Source organism: Gordonia hydrophobica NBRC 16057 (genome assembly GCF_001592365.1).
Lineage (GTDB): Bacteria > Actinomycetota > Actinomycetes > Mycobacteriales > Mycobacteriaceae > Gordonia > Gordonia hydrophobica.
In genome coordinates this window covers 220,052-235,251 of sequence record NZ_BCWU01000003.1, presented here as the reverse complement: position 1 = coordinate 235,251, position 15,200 = coordinate 220,052, and the positions used below count along the sequence as shown (strand labels likewise).

16 protein-coding genes are annotated in these 15,200 nt (G+C 68.4%); 9 read left to right on the top strand and 7 right to left on the bottom strand.

Annotated elements, in window-relative coordinates:
• The 3 genes from GH2_RS06940 to GH2_RS06930 are packed head-to-tail and all read right to left on the bottom strand — an operon-like array spanning position 1 to position 1,869.
• On the bottom strand, positions 1-312 hold the full coding sequence (locus GH2_RS06940) for a DUF3349 domain-containing protein (RefSeq protein ID WP_066164968.1): 312 nt from the start codon (positions 310-312) through the stop codon (positions 1-3).
• A 45-nt stretch (positions 313-357) separates the two neighbouring features.
• Complete coding sequence (locus GH2_RS06935) at positions 358-627, bottom strand: hypothetical protein (protein WP_066164965.1); 270 nt, start codon at positions 625-627, stop codon at positions 358-360.
• A 27-nt stretch (positions 628-654) separates the two neighbouring features.
• A complete protein-coding gene (locus tag GH2_RS06930; RefSeq protein ID WP_066164962.1) occupies positions 655-1,869 on the bottom strand; it encodes an inorganic phosphate transporter in 1,215 nt (404 codons plus the stop codon).
• A 269-nt stretch (positions 1,870-2,138) separates the two neighbouring features.
• On the opposite strand from GH2_RS06930, the gene GH2_RS06925 reads away from it, so the two are divergent.
• Entirely contained in the window at positions 2,139-3,203 is a 1,065-nt protein-coding gene (locus GH2_RS06925) for an LLM class F420-dependent oxidoreductase (RefSeq protein ID WP_066164957.1), read from the top strand.
• A gap of 9 nt (positions 3,204-3,212) precedes the next feature.
• Here the strand turns inward: GH2_RS06925 and GH2_RS06920 are convergent, their stop codons facing one another.
• Complete coding sequence (locus tag GH2_RS06920) at positions 3,213-4,166, bottom strand: 1,4-dihydroxy-2-naphthoyl-CoA synthase (RefSeq protein ID WP_066164954.1); 954 nt, start codon at positions 4,164-4,166, stop codon at positions 3,213-3,215.
• 210 nt (positions 4,167-4,376) lie between these two features.
• Between GH2_RS06920 and GH2_RS06915 the strand changes: the two genes are divergently transcribed.
• From GH2_RS06915 to GH2_RS06895, 5 genes are all read left to right on the top strand, one after another.
• Positions 4,377-5,465: an enoyl-CoA hydratase/isomerase family protein gene (locus GH2_RS06915; RefSeq protein WP_066164951.1), complete on the top strand. Its 1,089-nt coding sequence runs from the start codon at positions 4,377-4,379 to the stop codon at positions 5,463-5,465.
• A gap of 16 nt (positions 5,466-5,481) precedes the next feature.
• On the top strand, positions 5,482-6,258 hold the full coding sequence (locus GH2_RS06910; protein ID WP_066164948.1) for an enoyl-CoA hydratase: 777 nt from the start codon (positions 5,482-5,484) through the stop codon (positions 6,256-6,258).
• A gap of 4 nt (positions 6,259-6,262) precedes the next feature.
• The gene (locus GH2_RS06905; protein ID WP_066164944.1) at positions 6,263-6,985 is read left to right on the top strand and encodes a TetR/AcrR family transcriptional regulator; all 723 of its coding nucleotides are present in this window, start codon (positions 6,263-6,265) and stop codon (positions 6,983-6,985) included.
• Positions 6,982-7,638 carry a PaaI family thioesterase gene (locus tag GH2_RS06900; protein ID WP_066164940.1) on the top strand — a complete coding sequence of 219 codons (657 nt, stop codon included), beginning with the start codon at positions 6,982-6,984 and terminating at the stop codon, positions 7,636-7,638. The genes GH2_RS06905 and GH2_RS06900 overlap by 4 nt, the downstream gene beginning before the upstream one ends.
• A 550-nt stretch (positions 7,639-8,188) precedes the next feature.
• Positions 8,189-9,058 carry a DUF559 domain-containing protein gene (locus tag GH2_RS06895; RefSeq protein ID WP_066164937.1) on the top strand — a complete coding sequence of 290 codons (870 nt, stop codon included), beginning with the start codon at positions 8,189-8,191 and terminating at the stop codon, positions 9,056-9,058.
• Between the two features lie 61 nt (positions 9,059-9,119).
• On the opposite strand, the gene GH2_RS06890 is transcribed toward GH2_RS06895, so the two are convergent.
• Both GH2_RS06890 and GH2_RS06885 read right to left on the bottom strand, forming a co-directional pair.
• Positions 9,120-10,367, bottom strand: a complete 1,248-nt coding sequence (locus GH2_RS06890; RefSeq protein WP_066164934.1) for a saccharopine dehydrogenase family protein — start codon at positions 10,365-10,367, stop codon at positions 9,120-9,122.
• A 47-nt stretch (positions 10,368-10,414) separates the two neighbouring features.
• Positions 10,415-11,029 carry a class I SAM-dependent methyltransferase gene (locus tag GH2_RS06885; protein WP_066164931.1) on the bottom strand — a complete coding sequence of 205 codons (615 nt, stop codon included), beginning with the start codon at positions 11,027-11,029 and terminating at the stop codon, positions 10,415-10,417.
• 65 nt (positions 11,030-11,094) lie between these two features.
• On the opposite strand from GH2_RS06885, the gene menD reads away from it, so the two are divergent.
• Genes menD through GH2_RS06870 form a run of 3 tightly spaced genes read left to right on the top strand, consistent with a single transcriptional unit; the run spans position 11,095 to position 13,935 of the window.
• Positions 11,095-12,783, top strand: a complete 1,689-nt coding sequence (gene menD, locus GH2_RS06880) for a 2-succinyl-5-enolpyruvyl-6-hydroxy-3-cyclohexene-1-carboxylic-acid synthase (RefSeq protein WP_066164927.1) — start codon at positions 11,095-11,097, stop codon at positions 12,781-12,783.
• On the top strand, positions 12,780-13,214 hold the full coding sequence (locus GH2_RS06875) for a DUF3592 domain-containing protein (protein ID WP_066164923.1): 435 nt from the start codon (positions 12,780-12,782) through the stop codon (positions 13,212-13,214). The genes menD and GH2_RS06875 overlap by 4 nt, the downstream gene beginning before the upstream one ends.
• 10 nt (positions 13,215-13,224) lie before the next feature.
• Positions 13,225-13,935: a demethylmenaquinone methyltransferase gene (locus GH2_RS06870; protein WP_066164920.1), complete on the top strand. Its 711-nt coding sequence runs from the start codon at positions 13,225-13,227 to the stop codon at positions 13,933-13,935.
• A gap of 4 nt (positions 13,936-13,939) precedes the next feature.
• On the opposite strand, the gene GH2_RS06865 is transcribed toward GH2_RS06870, so the two are convergent.
• Positions 13,940-15,199 carry a geranylgeranyl reductase family protein gene (locus GH2_RS06865; protein ID WP_066164918.1) on the bottom strand — a complete coding sequence of 420 codons (1,260 nt, stop codon included), beginning with the start codon at positions 15,197-15,199 and terminating at the stop codon, positions 13,940-13,942.
• Between the last annotated feature and the right edge of the window lies 1 nt (position 15,200).

Genomic DNA, 15,200 nt, shown 5'->3' with positions numbered 1-15,200 from the left:
CTACTCGGAGGCCGCGACGTGGTCGCTCAACGGCCAGCCCGCAGCGGCCAGACGTGCGGCGACCTGCCGGATCTCTTGCTCGGACGGAGCCTGCTCGGTGACCGCATGGATCGCATCGCGGATGCGATCGGGAGTGGCAGGGGACTCGGCGCCGTGCTCCAGGGCCAGGCCCAGCACGACGTCGGTGATCTCGGATTCGGACAGAAGGGGAGTCAGCAGGGCCAGCAGCGGCGGGTAATCGGAGGCGGGGATGCCTTCCGGGTAGCCGTCGCGAATCCAGTTGACGACGTTGTCGAACAGCGATGGTGCCATGTTTCTCGGTGCCTTTCAGAGCCGGTACGGGGTATCCGCAGGTCCCTACTTGTAAGCGAAGTCGGGGAAGATCCGGAGATCGAAGTAGTAGGAGAGCGTCTGCCGGGTGACCCACAGGATGCCGACCAGAATAACCAGGAGGGTCAGCCCGAAGATCGCGTACCCGAGTACGCGGTAGACGGGGTTGGCCGGCCTCCCGAGATCGCCGTGCCCGATGGCCTCCAGACGCATGCCGATAGCGAACAGTGCGGGCAGGCCTGCGCCGAGGATGAGGCCGACGGCGAGGACTTTGGTGATAGAAGCGGCGATGTCCATGATGTGGTGTCCCTTCGCTGGTGCGAATCAGGCCTGAGCGGCGGGGTCGGCGGTCGGGATCGGGCTGTTGCCCTCTTCCCATTCGGCGTTGACGTTGCTGTGGTCGATCTTCTGCTGCTGCGCGCGGTAGTACATGTAACCGGAGAGCGCGGCCAGGATCAGGAAGATCACGATGGCGCCCGGGGCGCCTCCGATGAGGTTCGCCAGCCAGAAGCAGAGGGCGCCGACGAGTGCAGCGGCGGGCAACGTGGTGATCCAGGCGATGGCCATGCGGCCTGCGACGCCCCAGCGGACCTCTGCGCCCTTCTTGCCGAGGCCGGTGCCGAGGATCGAACCGGTGGCGACGTGCGTGGTGGACAGTGCCATACCGGCGACCGACGAGGTCAGGATGATCGCGGCCGACGAGGCCTCGGCGGCCATGCCCTGCGGCGCCTTGATCTCGACCAGACCCTTGCCGAGGGTGCGGATGATGCGCCACCCGCCGAGCCAGGTGCCGAGTGCGATGGCGCTGGCACAGGTGAGGACCACCCAGAACGGCAGACCGTGCGCAACGCTGGCCGAGTCGAGGTGACCCGTGGCGATCAGTGCCAGGGCGATGACACCCATCGTCTTCTGTGCGTCACCGGTGCCGTGTGCGAGCGAGACCAGCGAAGCCGAGGCGACCTGACCGTTTCGGAAGCCCTTCTCCTTCTTGCGATCGGACATGCCGTTGGTGATCGAGTAGATGAGCAGAGTGCCGAACGCGGCGACGACGCAGGCGATGACCGGAGCGAAGAGTGCGGGAACGATGATCTTGCCGAGGATGCCGTGCCAGTTGATGCCCGACGAGCCGATGGCGGCCAGACCCGAGCCGATCAGTCCGCCGAACAGGGCGTGCGACGAGCTCGACGGCAGGCCGAAGAGCCAGGTGAAGAGATTCCACAGGATCGCGCCGATCAGACCCGCGAAGATGATGATCAACGCCTTGTTGGCGTCGAGCCCTTCGACGAGCGATCCGGTCGCCTCACCCGACGTCTGCTGAATCTTGAGGACGTCCTTGGTGATCGTCGCGGCCACTTCGACGGAGAGGAAGGCGCCGACGAGGTTGAGGATGGCGGACAGGCCGACGGCGACCTTCGGCTTCAGCGCGCCGGTCGCGATCGACGTCGCCATGGCATTGCCGGTGTCGTGGAAGCCATTGGTGAAGTCGAAGCCTAATGCTGTGACGATCAGCAATATCAGGATGAGCATCTCTGCGGTCATGCGATAACTATGACGCCGGATCCGTGGGGGCCGTCAACTCGATGCAACCTCTCCATTATTACCCTGACCTGCAGGTTTTAGGGCAGTTCAGGCGCGTTAACGGAAAGTTCACCAGTTGGTGGAGAGGCGGACACCACGTGTTGCCCGTTCGGTTGAGTGGAAATGTGACATGAAGGTGAACCTCAGGTGAATCAGCTCGCGGAAACGTGTCGTGGACATCAAACGGTGGCCGCTGAGACGAGGTCGGAGTGATGTGCCAGAATCGGCCCATGACGCCGATGACGCTGGGCATGCCGATCAACTATGCGGGCGATTTCCGCGAGACCATCGATCACCTTCGGGACTTCGAGGGCGTGGGTGTTCGGCGGGTCGCCGTCGCCGAGGCGTACAGCTTCGACGCGGTCAGTCAGCTCGGTTACATCGCAGCGCGCACCGACACCATGGAGCTGCAGACCGGGATCCTGCCGATGTACTCGCGCACCCCCACCAACCTCGCGATGACGGCGGCCGGACTCGATTACGTGAGCGGCGGCCGCGCTGTTCTCGGCATCGGGGCGTCCGGCCCGCAGGTGATCGAGGGCTTCCACGGCGTGAAGTACGACTTCCCGCTCGGCCGCGCCCGCGAGAACGCCGAGATCTGCCGACAGGTGTGGCGTCGTGAGCAGCCGGTCGAATACCGCGGCAAGCACTACCAACTCCCGCTCACCAAGGACGACGGCGGCAGCGGTCTCGGCAAGGCGCTCAAGATCATCAACCACCCGGTCCGCGACCGGATCCCGATGCTGCTCGCGGCGATCGGGCCCAAGAACGTTGCGCTCGCCGCCGAACTGTTCGAGGAGCTGCAGCCGTTCCTGTACCACCCCGATCACGTCGAGGCGGCCTTCGGCGAGGCGCTCGCCGAAGGCCGGGCCAAGCGCGATCCGTCGCTGCCCGACCTGCGCATCGTCATCCAGGCCAGCACGCTGATCACCGAGGATCCCGAACTGATCGCGGGTGCGCAGGCCGCCGTCCGGCACGTCACTGCGCTGTACATCGGCGGCATGGGCGCGCGCGGAAAGAACTTCTACAACTCGCTGGTGCAGCGCTACGGCTACGTCGACGAGGCCAAGCTGATCCAGGACCTGTACCTCGACGGCAAGAAGCAGGAGGCGGCCGCGGCGGTACCGCAGGAACTGATCGACGCGATCAGCCTGATCGGTCCCCGCGCCGCCGTCGCCGAGCAGGTGGAACGCTTCCGGGAGAGCGGCGTCGGCGTCCTGCTGGCAGCGCCCGCCGCCTCGACGCACGCTGAGCGCGTCGAGGACATGCGGACGCTCGCCGAGCTGATCGGCTGATCAGGACTATTAGTAGTAATACGGGAAGCGGTCCCAGTCGGGATCGCGCTTCTCCAGGAAGGCGTCGCGTCCTTCGACGGCCTCGTCGGTCATGTAGGCCAGTCGGGTCGCCTCGCCTGCGAACACCTGCTGGCCCATCAGTCCGTCGTCGGTCAGGTTGAAGGCGAACTTCAGCATGCGCTGCGCGGTCGGCGACTTGGAGTTGATCTTGCGGGCCCACTCCACGGCCGTGTTCTCCAGTTCGGCGTGATCGACGACGCGGTTCACGGCGCCCATGTGGTACATGGTCTCGGCGTCGTAGGCCTCACCGAGGAAGAAGATCTCGCGCGCGAACTTCTGCCCCACCTGCTTGGCCAAGTAGGCGCTGCCGTAGCCCGCATCGAAGCTGCCGACGTCGGCGTCGGTCTGCTTGAATCGGGCGTGCTCGCGTGAGGCCAGCGTGAGATCGGAGACCGCGTGCAGCGAATGTCCGCCGCCCGCCGCCCAGCCGTTCACGACGGCGATCACCACCTTGGGCATGGTGCGGATCAGGCGCTGCACCTCGAGGATGTGCAGGCGGCCGCCTTCGGCCTTCACCCGTGCCTCGTCCACTCCGTCGACCGTCGCATCCTCGACGTTCGAGTCGTGGCTGGTGGCGTACTGGTAACCGCTGCGTCCGCGGATCCGTTGATCGCCGCCGCTGCAGAACGCCCAGCCGCCGTCCTTCGGTGACGGGCCGTTGCCGGTCAGCAGCACGGTGCCGACGTCGGGGGAGCGACGCGCGTGGTCGAAGGTGCGGTACAACTCGTCGACCGTGTGCGGGCGGAAGGCATTGCGGACCTCGGGACGGTCGAAGGCGATGCGGACGATGCCGTTCGCCCGCCCCTCCCCGGCGTGACGGTGGTAGGTGATGTCGGTGAGGCCGTCGAAGCCGGGGACCGGCTTCCACTGCGAGGCGTCGAAGGGCGTGCTGTCGGAGGTCATGACCTCGAGCGTAGTTGGCACGCCGGCGCGGGCGGCTCCCGCACGGTGATCCGTCACCGCTCCCCGGGTCGTGCAACGGATGGTGTAGTGGCGCTCAATCTTCGCCCACTGGTGTGTAACTGGCCTTCTATTGCTCGTGTTCAACTGCTAACTTCGAAAACTGAGTAGTCCTCAATTCTTTGAACTAGTCGGCGAACGTAAGGAAGTGCAGTGACAGAACAGCCGGTCGTGGTGTCGGTCGACGGCGGGGTGGGGCGACTGGTGCTCAACCGCCCCAAGGCGATCAACGCTCTGAACGACGAGATGGTCGACCTCATGTCCGCAGCCCTGCGCGCGTGGCGCAACGACGACGCGATCACCGCGGTCGTGCTGTCGGGCGCGGGAGAACGCGGGCTGTGCGCCGGCGGCGACATCGTCTCGATCCACCGCGACGCCAAGGCGTTGTCGGAGGCGGGCGCGGACGATGCCGCCGCGGCGGCCTGCCCGTCTGCGGTGTTCTGGCGCGAGGAGTACCAGTTGAACTCCGAGATCGCCAAGTACCCCAAGCCCTACGTGGCCCTGATGGACGGGATCGTGATGGGCGGCGGGGTCGGCGTCTCCGCGCACGCCAACACGCGCGTCGTCACCGACAAGACGCGACTGGCGATGCCGGAGACCGGCATCGGCTTCGTGCCCGACGTCGGCGGCACCCACCTGCTCTCGCAGATCCCCGACAACCTCGGTGTCTACCTCGGGCTGACCGCCGGCTCCATCAACGGTGCCGATGCCGTCGCACTGGGCGTCGCCGACCACTACGTGCCGTCGGCCGACCTCGACGCGTTCGTCGCCGCCATCGCCTCCACCTCGGTCGACGAGGCGATCGCGCAGTATGCGCAGACTCCGCCGGAATCGGACCTGTTCGCCCAGCGCGACTGGATTCGCGAGGCGTTCGACGCCGACAGCGTCGCCGAGATCGTGGCGCGCTGCGAGGCCGTCGACGCCTCGTCCCCGAACAAGGCCGCAGCGGACAAAGCCGCATCGACGCTGCGTGCCAAGAGCCCGACGACGCTCGCCGTCACGCTGCGCGCGCTCCGCGCACCGCTGCCGACCCTCGACGAAGCGCTGCACCGCGAGTACCGCGTCTCACTGCGCTGCGTCCGCGGACACGACATGGCCGAGGGCATTCGGGCCCAGGTCATCGACAAGGACCGCAACCCGACATGGCAGCCCGCCGAGATCGACGCCGTCACCACCGCAGACGTCGACGCCTTCTTCGCACCGTTGCCCGCAGACCTCGAACTGACCATCGTCGAACCCTGATCGAACGGAGATTCTCATGACCGACTTCCAGACCATCCTCACCGAGACCGACGGTCGCGTCGCCGTCATCACCCTCAACCGGCCCAAGGCGCTCAACGCCCTCAACACCGAACTCATGGGCGAGGTCGTGGGCGCAGTGCGTGCCTTCGACGCCGACCCCGGCATCGGTGCCATCGTCATCACCGGTTCGGAGAAGGCGTTCGCCGCCGGCGCCGACATCAAGGAGATGCAGGAGAAGGACTTCGCCGACGTCGTCACCGAACAGTTCTTCGTCGCCTGGGACGAGCTCACCCGTGCCCGCACACCGATCATCGCCGCCGTGTCCGGCTATGCGCTCGGCGGCGGCTGCGAACTCGCGATGCTCTGCGACATCATCATCGCCGGTGAGAACGCCCGCTTCGGCCAGCCCGAGATCAACCTCGGCGTCATCCCGGGCATCGGCGGCTCGCAGCGACTCACGCGCGCGGTCGGCAAGGCCAAGGCCATGGACCTGATCCTGACCGGCCGTCAGATGAAGGTCGACGAGGCGGAGAAGCTCGGTCTGGTCTCTCGGGTGGTGCCGACCGAGGAGGTCGTCAGCACCGCCCGCGAGGTCGCGGCGACCATCGCGAGCAAGTCGTTCATCGCGTCGTCGTACGGCAAGGAGGCGGTGAACCGGGCCTTCGAGTCGAGCCTCACCGAGGGCGTGCGCGCCGAGCGCAGCCTCTTCTACTCGCTGTTCGCCACCGCCGATCAGACCGAGGGCATGAGCGCGTTCGCCGAGAAGCGCGAGCCCAACTTCCTGCATCGCTGATGGCATGAGCGAGCGACCCGTCGCAGGCACCAAGAGCGAGCGGACGCGGGCCACGGTCCGCGCCGCCGCCGCCGAATGCTTTGCCGCATCGGGATTCCAGTCGACGACGACCGCGGAGATCGCGCGCCGCGCCGGTGTCTCCGAGGGCACGGTCTTTCTGCACTACAGCAGCAAGCTCGGGCTGCTCACCGCCGTCACCCGCGAGTTCTATCGCCTCCTGCAAGAACAGGGAGAGGAGGCGATCGCGGGCGACGGCACGCCGACCGACCGGCTCCGCCGCCTGGTCGCCGATTGGTGCGCGATGATGGCGCAGAAATGGGATCTGGTGCAGGCGTACATTCACGCGGCCCAGGCGTTCCCGGGTACCGAGCTCGCTCACGTGGTGATCGAATCGAACCGGCGCTACACGCGCCTGTACACGGGCGTCATCGAAGAGATGAAGGCTGCGGGCGATCTGGATGCGGCGTTCCCGCCGTCGCTGGCCCGCGACATGATCTTCGGGACGCTGGAGCACAGTGCGCGAGGACAGCGCTATGCCGGGCGTCCGGTGAACACCTCCGACGTGGGGCGGCAGATCGTGGATCTGCTGGTTGGCGGCGGGCCGTCCGTCGCGGAGAAGCGGCTGGCCCGCTTGGAGACGAAGCTCGATCTCTTGCTGGCCGGTCGGGAGGAGGAAGCGGCCCGACCGACGGGCTCGCAGACCGCGGGGGATACGGTGAGACGATGACGGGTGCATCCGAGCAGGCGCAGAGCGTGCAGACTGACGACGCAGCACAGCACACAGGCGGTTTCCGGGCTTCATTCGATGTGACCACCGAGCGCGGCGGGCAGTCGTACGGCGAGATGGTCGAGCAGGTGCGGACGTTCATGGACAAGGTCCGGTACGCCTCACCGACTCCGGACCTCGCCGATGAGGTGATCGACGACCTCAAGAAGTTGAACGCGAAACTCGACACGATGCTCGTCGACGAGTGGACCTCGCCGTCCGGCACCCGCATCGACCTGCCCTCGCGAGGCAACATCACGCTGCCCCCGTACGAGATCCTCGACGGCGGTCCCGAGGGCGTCGAAGCGACCGTGACGTTCCGGCGGTTCCACCTCGGCGGCAACGGCGTGGCCCACGGCGGTCACGTGGCCATCGCCTTCGACGACCTCGGCGGCATGGCGGCGGCACTGAAACTCGGCGGCGTCGCGCGCACCGGCTATCTGACCGTGCACTACCGATCCCTCACCCCGCTGGAGACGCCGCTCGCGATCCGCACGTGGGTCGAGCGGTTCGAAGGCCGCAAGTACTTCGTCCGGGGCACGCTGTACGACGGCGACCGCCTCTGCGCCGAGATGGAAGCCCTGTTCATCGCGTTGAAGCCAGGGCAGGCGTAGAAGCCGGCATCAGCAGCGAACGATGGCGACATTCCCGGGTCTGAGTCCCGGGAATGTCGCAGGATATCGGTGACAGTTCTGTGTCAGGACATCGGTGACAGTACGGTTTTGGTTCCGGGGCGTCCGGGCTTGACTCCGTTGCCGACGTAAGTGACGCCGTCCGGCGGCCAAGGCTTGGCGAGCATGACACGGCCAACGAGGCCTCCGAGGGCGGGCGCAGACCCATCGCGGTCATCTTCTCGAATGAGCTGATCGGACCGCAGTCCAAACCTGACAATTCCAGGGCCAAGCGGACGTCAACAGCCTGATCGGCGATCTCGTCGAACACCTTGGTCGGAGTGGTCTTGCGCCGCCGCGATCGCGGTTCGATTGCGGGACCTGTCACCAATGCCCTGTCACAGAACTGCCATCGATGTCCTGCGACATAACACGGGGCTGAGTCCCGGGAATGTCGCCTTCGTGCGGCGTGTCGTGGAACCGAGCGCGGAGCCGGTGCGTCCAAGTTCATGTGAGACACAGTGAGACGGGCGCCGGTCGCCCAGAATTGGCCGTGGCCCGCCACATCGCGGACCACGATGGAGTCGTCACCGCCGCGGAGGCACGCGACCTGGGGTTGACAGAGCATCGTGTTCGGCATCGCGTCGACACCGGGCTCTGGACGGCGGAGGCGCGGGCGGTCTACCTGTCCGCGGAGCACAACCTGACCGAAGCCGCGCAGGTCCGGATCGCGGTCGCCGCGCACGGTGGTGTCGCGGACCGCACGACAGCCGCGTGGTGGCACGGCGTGCTCGATGACTTGCCGAGCCCGTTGACCGTGTCGGTGCCGAGGTCGACTCGGACACGACTCCAACTGGCTTTCGACGCGGAGGCGAAGCGTCGGACCTTCCCCGCCGAGGATCTGACCGTGGTGCGCGATCTGCCGGTAACCGACCTTCCCCTGACGATCCTGCAGGTGGCGGCCGAGCGTGAGGATGGAATCGCGATCATGGATCGCGCCCTGCAGGAGCGTCGCGTTCACCTGATCGACCTGCGGCGGAGCCTCGAACGCAATGCCGGCTCCTTCGGGATGAGGCGAGCGCGCATGCTGTTGGAGGCCGCCGAGGATCGGTCGGAGTCGGCGGCGGAACGGGCGTTCGTGAAGCTGCTGCGCGAGCATCGAATCGACGGTTGGACACAGCAGGTCCCGTTCTGCGGGTACCGGTTGGACTTCGCGTGGAAGCAGGAACAGATCGGCGTAGAGATCCACGGCTGGAAGTTCCACAAGTACCACGATCGGTGGGACCGGGATCAGCAGAAGGCCAACCAGCTGGCACTGATGGGGTGGCTTCCGCTCAGCTTCAGTTGGGCGCGGCTCGTGACCGAGCCGGACGCCTGCATGCGGGAGTTGATCGAAGCGATTGAACTCCGCCGAGCCGTTTGACCGGAGAACAATGGCGACTTTCCCGGGACCCAGACCCGGGAAAGTTGCCATCGGTGCCGCGTCACTTCAGTTCGTGCGCCTCCACCACGAAACCGGCGGTCTGCAGGCGGTCGATGAGGACGTCGCCCATCGCAACGGCGGGGGTGAGGACGCCCGCGCGGGCGGGGAGGCGGTCACGATCCAGTGCCAGGGCCAGGGCGCTCTCGCCGAGCATGACGGCTGTTGCCTTGTAACCCGGATCGCCGTGGGCGCGCATCTGCGAACGGTAGCGGCGACCGCTGGTTGTGGTGGTGAAGGTCTGGGTGACGAAGTTGCCGGTCTCGCGGGTCTTCTCGCTCGGCCCGGTCCCGGGCTTCGGCAGCACCAGATCCAGGATCTTGCGGGTGGGCGCGAAGCTCATGGCGCCCAGGAATGCGCCCGTTCCGACCGTGACGACGCCCGCAAGCACCGCGGACAGGCCGCGAACACCTCCCACCGACATCGTCTCCTGGTACCGGAAGCCGTCGCCGTACGCGCCGTCGAGCAGAAAGTTGGATCGGCGCACCACGCGCGTGTTGTACGACGACATGAAGAACGGCGCGAGCGTGCCACGCAGGCTCGGGTCGACCTTCTTCGCATCCACCGGGCTCATGTCGCTGGGCTCGGAGTTGATGCCGACCCGGGGCGTGTCGCCGGAGCCGCCGGACAGGGCCTGCGGGTTCAGCAGCAGGCGGCGCGTCTCGGAGTCCTTCGCCTGCTCGGAGATCACGCGGATCGAGTCGAGGGTGCCGCCCGAGATGCCGCCGCGCAACGAGGTGACGACCATCGTGGTGTCGGTCATCTCGCCCGCGCCGTGCTCGGTGATCGCGCGGTACAGCAGGTAGGCGCCGAGATCGGACGGGACCGAATCGAACCCGCACGAGTGCACGATCCGCGCACCGGAGGCGGTGGCGAGCTCGTCGGCCTTGTCGACCGAGTACCGCACGAACGGGACCTCACCGGTCAGGTCGACGTAGTCGGTGCCCGAAGTGGCCGCAGCGATCACCAGGTTCTCGCCGTACCGCAGGTACGGACCGACCGTGGTGCACACCACCTGCGTGCGCGCGCACATCGCGTCGAGCGATGCGGGGGAGTCGGAGTCGGCGACGATCAGGGTCCAGTCTCGCGCCTTGTCGCCGAGCCGTCGCCGGACCGCGGCGAGCTTGGTCTCCGACCGCCCGCCGAGGCCGATTCGGGTTCCGGCGGGGGCGTGATCGGCGAGGTACTGCGCGGTGAGCTCACCGACGAAACCTGTTGCTCCGTAGACGACGACGTCCAATTCGCGACTCATGGCATCGACCCTACTGGCAAGTCTTGAGCGGTGGCGAGAGCGGATCGCTACGGATTCCGGGCGGCGCCCACGGTGAGTGCGGTGAACGTTTTCGGCACCTGCCCGTAGAAGGCGTCGAGTTCGGTGATCTCCCATCCCGCGTCGGCGACGAGGGCGGCGATGTCTCGCGTGAGGTGGCAGCCGCCGCCGAGACGCTTCTGCATCGGCTCCAGCCGTCCTTGCCAGCGACGGACCGCCGCATCGGGAGCACTGCCGTGCTCCAGGAACGCGAACACACCGCCCGGTTTCACGACGCGGCGGAGTTCGGCGAGCGCCGCAGGCAGGTCGGGAATGGTGCACAGGGTGAAGGTGGAGAGGGCGGAATCGAACGAGTCGTCGGGGAACGGCAGCCGCTGGCCGTCGAGCCCGGACCGCTCGACCGGGACGGCCGACGACGCCACCCGCTGCGCGCCGAGGCGCCACCCGACCTCGCTCGGTTCCACGGCGGCGATGCGGGTGACCGCGGCGGGATACTGCCCGACGTTGAATCCGGACCCGAAGCCGATCTCGACGACCGCTCCGTCCAGCGGTGCGCAGGCGCGTTGCCGGACCGGGTTCATCGCGGGCATTCCGCAGGTCTTCGCGATGATTCGGGGCAGAACACGATCGGAGTAGAAGCCCATGGGACCGACGCTAACACCGGGGTGCGACCGTCGTCTCACCGTCGGCGACACATAGGGTCTACGTCATGAATCCGTCCACTCTGCAGGCGCGCGTGATCGTCGATGAACTGATCCGCGGCGGTGTCACCGAAGCCGTTCTGTGCCCGGGGTCCCGCAACGCGCCGTTGGCGTTCGCGCTGCACGCCGCCGACGCGCAGGGGAGGCTCCGACTGCATGTCCGGATCGACGAGCGGTCCGCTGGATACCTGGCGCTCGGGCTGGCGGTGGCGGGCAAGCGGCCCGTGCCGATCGTCATGACGTCGGGTACCGCGGTCGCGAACATGGGCCCGGCGGTGTTCGAAGCCAACTACGCGCGGATCCCGCTGGTCGTGATCAGCGCCAACCGACCGTACGAGCTCCTCGGTTCGGGCGCCAACCAGACCATCGAGCAGTTCGGGATGTTCGGCACGCAGGTGCGTGCGGCTATCAGCCTCGGTCTGGCCGAGGAGGATCTGGACACCAACTCGCAGTGGCGTTCGGCGGTCGGCCGGGTGCTCGCGGCCGCGCGCGGCGCCCGGACCGGGAACGCCGGCCCGGTGCAGTTCGACATCCCCCTCCGCGAACCGCTGGTCCCCGACAGCGACGACGCGCCGGACGGTGACCTGTCGGTGATCGACGGCGGACGCTTCGCAGGCAGGCCCGGCGGCGCGCCGTGGACGTCGTCGCCGGTGGGAAAGCTCGACATCCCGCTGGACATCGACCTCTCCCGGGACACGGTGGTCGTGTCCGGGCACGGCGCCGGGGTGCATCCGGAACTCGCCGCCCTCCCCACCGTCGCCGAGCCCACCGCGCCGGCGGTGGCGAATCCGCTGCATCCCCTGGCCCTCGGGAAGCTGGCTCCCCAGCAGGCGATCATCTGCGGACGACCGACCCTGCATCGGTCGGTCTCGCGACTGCTCGCCGATCCCGCGGTCGACGTCTTCGCGCTCACCACCGGTCCCCGCTGGCCCGACGTCTCCGGCAACGTCTGCGCGACGGGCACCCGCGCCGTCGCGACACGGCGGCCCCGAGCGGCATGGCTCGTGGAGACCGCACGTCTGAACACCGACGTCGTCGCCGCGGTCACCGGCGAGCTCCACGACACACAGGAGGTGACCGGGCTGCACGTCGCGGCGGTCGTGGCCGCGGCGATGGCGCCGGGCGAGACGCTGATGGTCGGCGCATCCAACCCGATCCGGGACATCGCGCTGGCCGGTCGGGTGGCCGACGGCGTCGTCGTGATGTCGAACCGCGGCGTCGCAGGCATCGACGGCACCAACGCGACCGCGATCGGCGCCGCGTTGGCGCGGGAGAGCCGAACGGTCGCACTGATGGGCGACCTCACCTTCATCCACGACGCCACCGGACTGATCATCGGTCCGGACGAGCCGCGCCCGGCCGACTTGCGGATCGTGGTCGCCAACGACGACGGCGGCGGCATCTTCGGACTGCTGGAACAGGGCGACCCGAGGTTCGCGCGCGACGCCTACCTCGGCGTCTACGACCGGATCTTCGGCACCCCGCACCGTACCGACCTCGCCGCCCTGTGCGCGGGCTTCAACATCGGGCACCGGCTGGTGACTCTGTCCGACCTGCCTTCGGCGCTCGCGGAACCGGCGCCGGTCGGCGGGATCGAGGTGCTGGAAGTGCGCACCAACCGCGAGGGACTGCGGGCGCTGCACGCGCGCATCGGGGCCCGACTCGACGACGCACCCGGCTATCCTGGTCAGTCATGACCAGGACTGTGCAGCGGCGAATCCAGATCGGGCTGGCCGCGCTCGGCGTGCTGGTCGCACTGATCGGTGTGGTGATCATCGCGGGCGCCTACCGCAACGACGCCAAGATCGACGCCAACAAGGCGACGGCCGTCGCCGACGTGATCTCCGCGGACCGACTGCACGCAGCCGTCAACTTCGTCACCCCCGACGGCGTGCTCCGCAATCCCAAGCTGGGGCTGCTGTATCCGACCGATCTCTCGACCGGACAGCGCATCCTCGTGGACTACGACACCACCGACCCGGACAACCTGGCGCGGCCGGTCGGCCGCGATGCGAGCCTCTCGATCGGGCCGGCCCTGTCGGTGATCGGCGCAGGCTGGGTCGTGGTGGTGGTCCTGATGCTCGGCGTGGCCGAAGCCGGGCGACGCTCCCGCCGCACCACGACTTAGGCTGGTTCTCATGACTGACAGCAGCGACGCCGGAACCCGAGCCAGCCTCGAGAAGGATCCGGCCGAAGTCGCCGAGATGTTCGACGGCGTCGCCCGCCGCTACGACCTCACCAACACGGTCCTGTCGTTTGCGCAGGACCGTCGGTGGCGTCGCAACACCCGGCGGGCGCTGGATCTGAAGCCGCGCGACATCGTCCTCGACCTCGCCGCGGGCACCGCGGTCTCGACCGTCGAGCTGTCGGCGTCGGGCGCGGTGTGCATCGCTGCGGACTTCTCGCTCGGCATGCTGCGCGCAGGCGCCGATCGGGACGTCCCGAAGGTGGCTGCCGACGCCCTGCACCTGCCGTTCGCGGACGCGTCGTTCGACGCCGCCACCATCTCCTTCGGGCTCCGGAACGTCGCCGACGTCCCGCGTGCGCTGTCCGAGCTGCACCGTGTGCTGAAGCCGGGCGGCCGCGTCGTGATCTGCGAGTTCTCGACGCCGACCGCGCGCCCGTTCCGCACCCTGTATATGGAGTACCTGATGAAGGCGCTGCCGGCGGTGGCGACCAAGGTGTCGAGCAATCCGGCCGCGTACGTCTACCTCGCGGAGTCCATCCGGGCCTGGCCCGACCAGGCCGGGCTCGCCGCGCTGATCGGCGAGGCCGGCTTCGGCGAGATCACCTGGCAGAACCAGACCGGCGGGATCGTCGCCATCCACCGGGGCGTCAAGGCGCGCTGACCGCTCAGCTGAAGGGCGGCCGGTCCTCCAGACGCGCGGTCACCCGGCCCGCGCTGCGCCAGGCGCGCGCGATGAGGTCAGCGTCGTCGGGCGTCAGCAGATTGCCCATCACCCGCACCACGGTCGACATCAGTCGCGGTGACCGGATTCCCGGCCGGCCGAGCAGCGGCACGGTCTGCGGGACGGTCAGCAGCCCCGCCGCTCGACGGGCGGCCGCGAACGCGGTCCCGTATTCGCGACGCAGCAGCGCAGGCCATGCCGTCGAGTAGTCGTTCTCGTCGTCGAGCATCGCGACCGCCAGCGCCGCGGTCTCGATCGCGTAGTCGATGCCCTCGCCGTTGAGCGGGTTGACGCAGGCCGCGGCGTCGCCGATCAGCATCCAGTTGGCGCCGGCCACCCCGCTCACCGCGCCGCCCATCGGCAGCAGGGCCGATGCGATCGCGCGCGGCGGCGAGGTGAGCCGCCAGTCGTCGCCGACCATCGCGGCATAGTGCTCGAGAATGGGCCGCAGCGCCATCGAGGCGGGCCGCTTGTCGGTCGCGAGCGCGCCGACGCCGACGTTCACCGTTCCGTTCCCGAGGGGGAACACCCAGCCGTAGCCGGGCAGCAGATCGCCGGCCGGGTCCCGGAGCTCCAGGTGTGAGCCCATCCATTCGCTGTCGGCGCGGTCGGAGTCGGCGTACGAGCGTGCGGCCACCCCGAAGGCGGTGTCGCGATGCCACTGCCTGCCGAGGGATCGGCCCAGGCCCGACCGCACGCCGTCGGCGACGATCACATCGCGAACCCGGATCTGGTGCCGCCGGCCTTCTCGGGTGACGGTGACGGACTCGATCCGGCCGCCGACCATCTGGGCGCCGATCGCTTTGGCGCCGGACACCATGCGGGCGCCGCGGTCGACGGCGGAGCGGCGGACGGCGTCGTCGAGCTCGGTGCGCGCAATGGCGCTGCCGTAGGCGCCGAAGCGGTTCGCGCCCGGCCAGTCCACCCGACGGCGCGTGCCCCAGCCGTTGAGTTCGAGGCCGCGGATCCGCGGGCGGTCGTCGAGGAGGGAGGCCATGCCGAGTCGCTGCAGGCCGGCGACCGCGCGCGGAGTGAGCCCGTCGCCGCAGGTCTTGTCGCGGGGAAAGACGGCGGCGTCGAGCAGGATGACGTCGGATCCGCGGTCGGCGGCGTGGGCTGCGGCGGCTGCGCCTGCGGGTCCGGCGCCCACCACGAGAAGGTCGGCGGATTCTCCAATGGCCTCGCCGGGCGTTGCGCTGGTCACC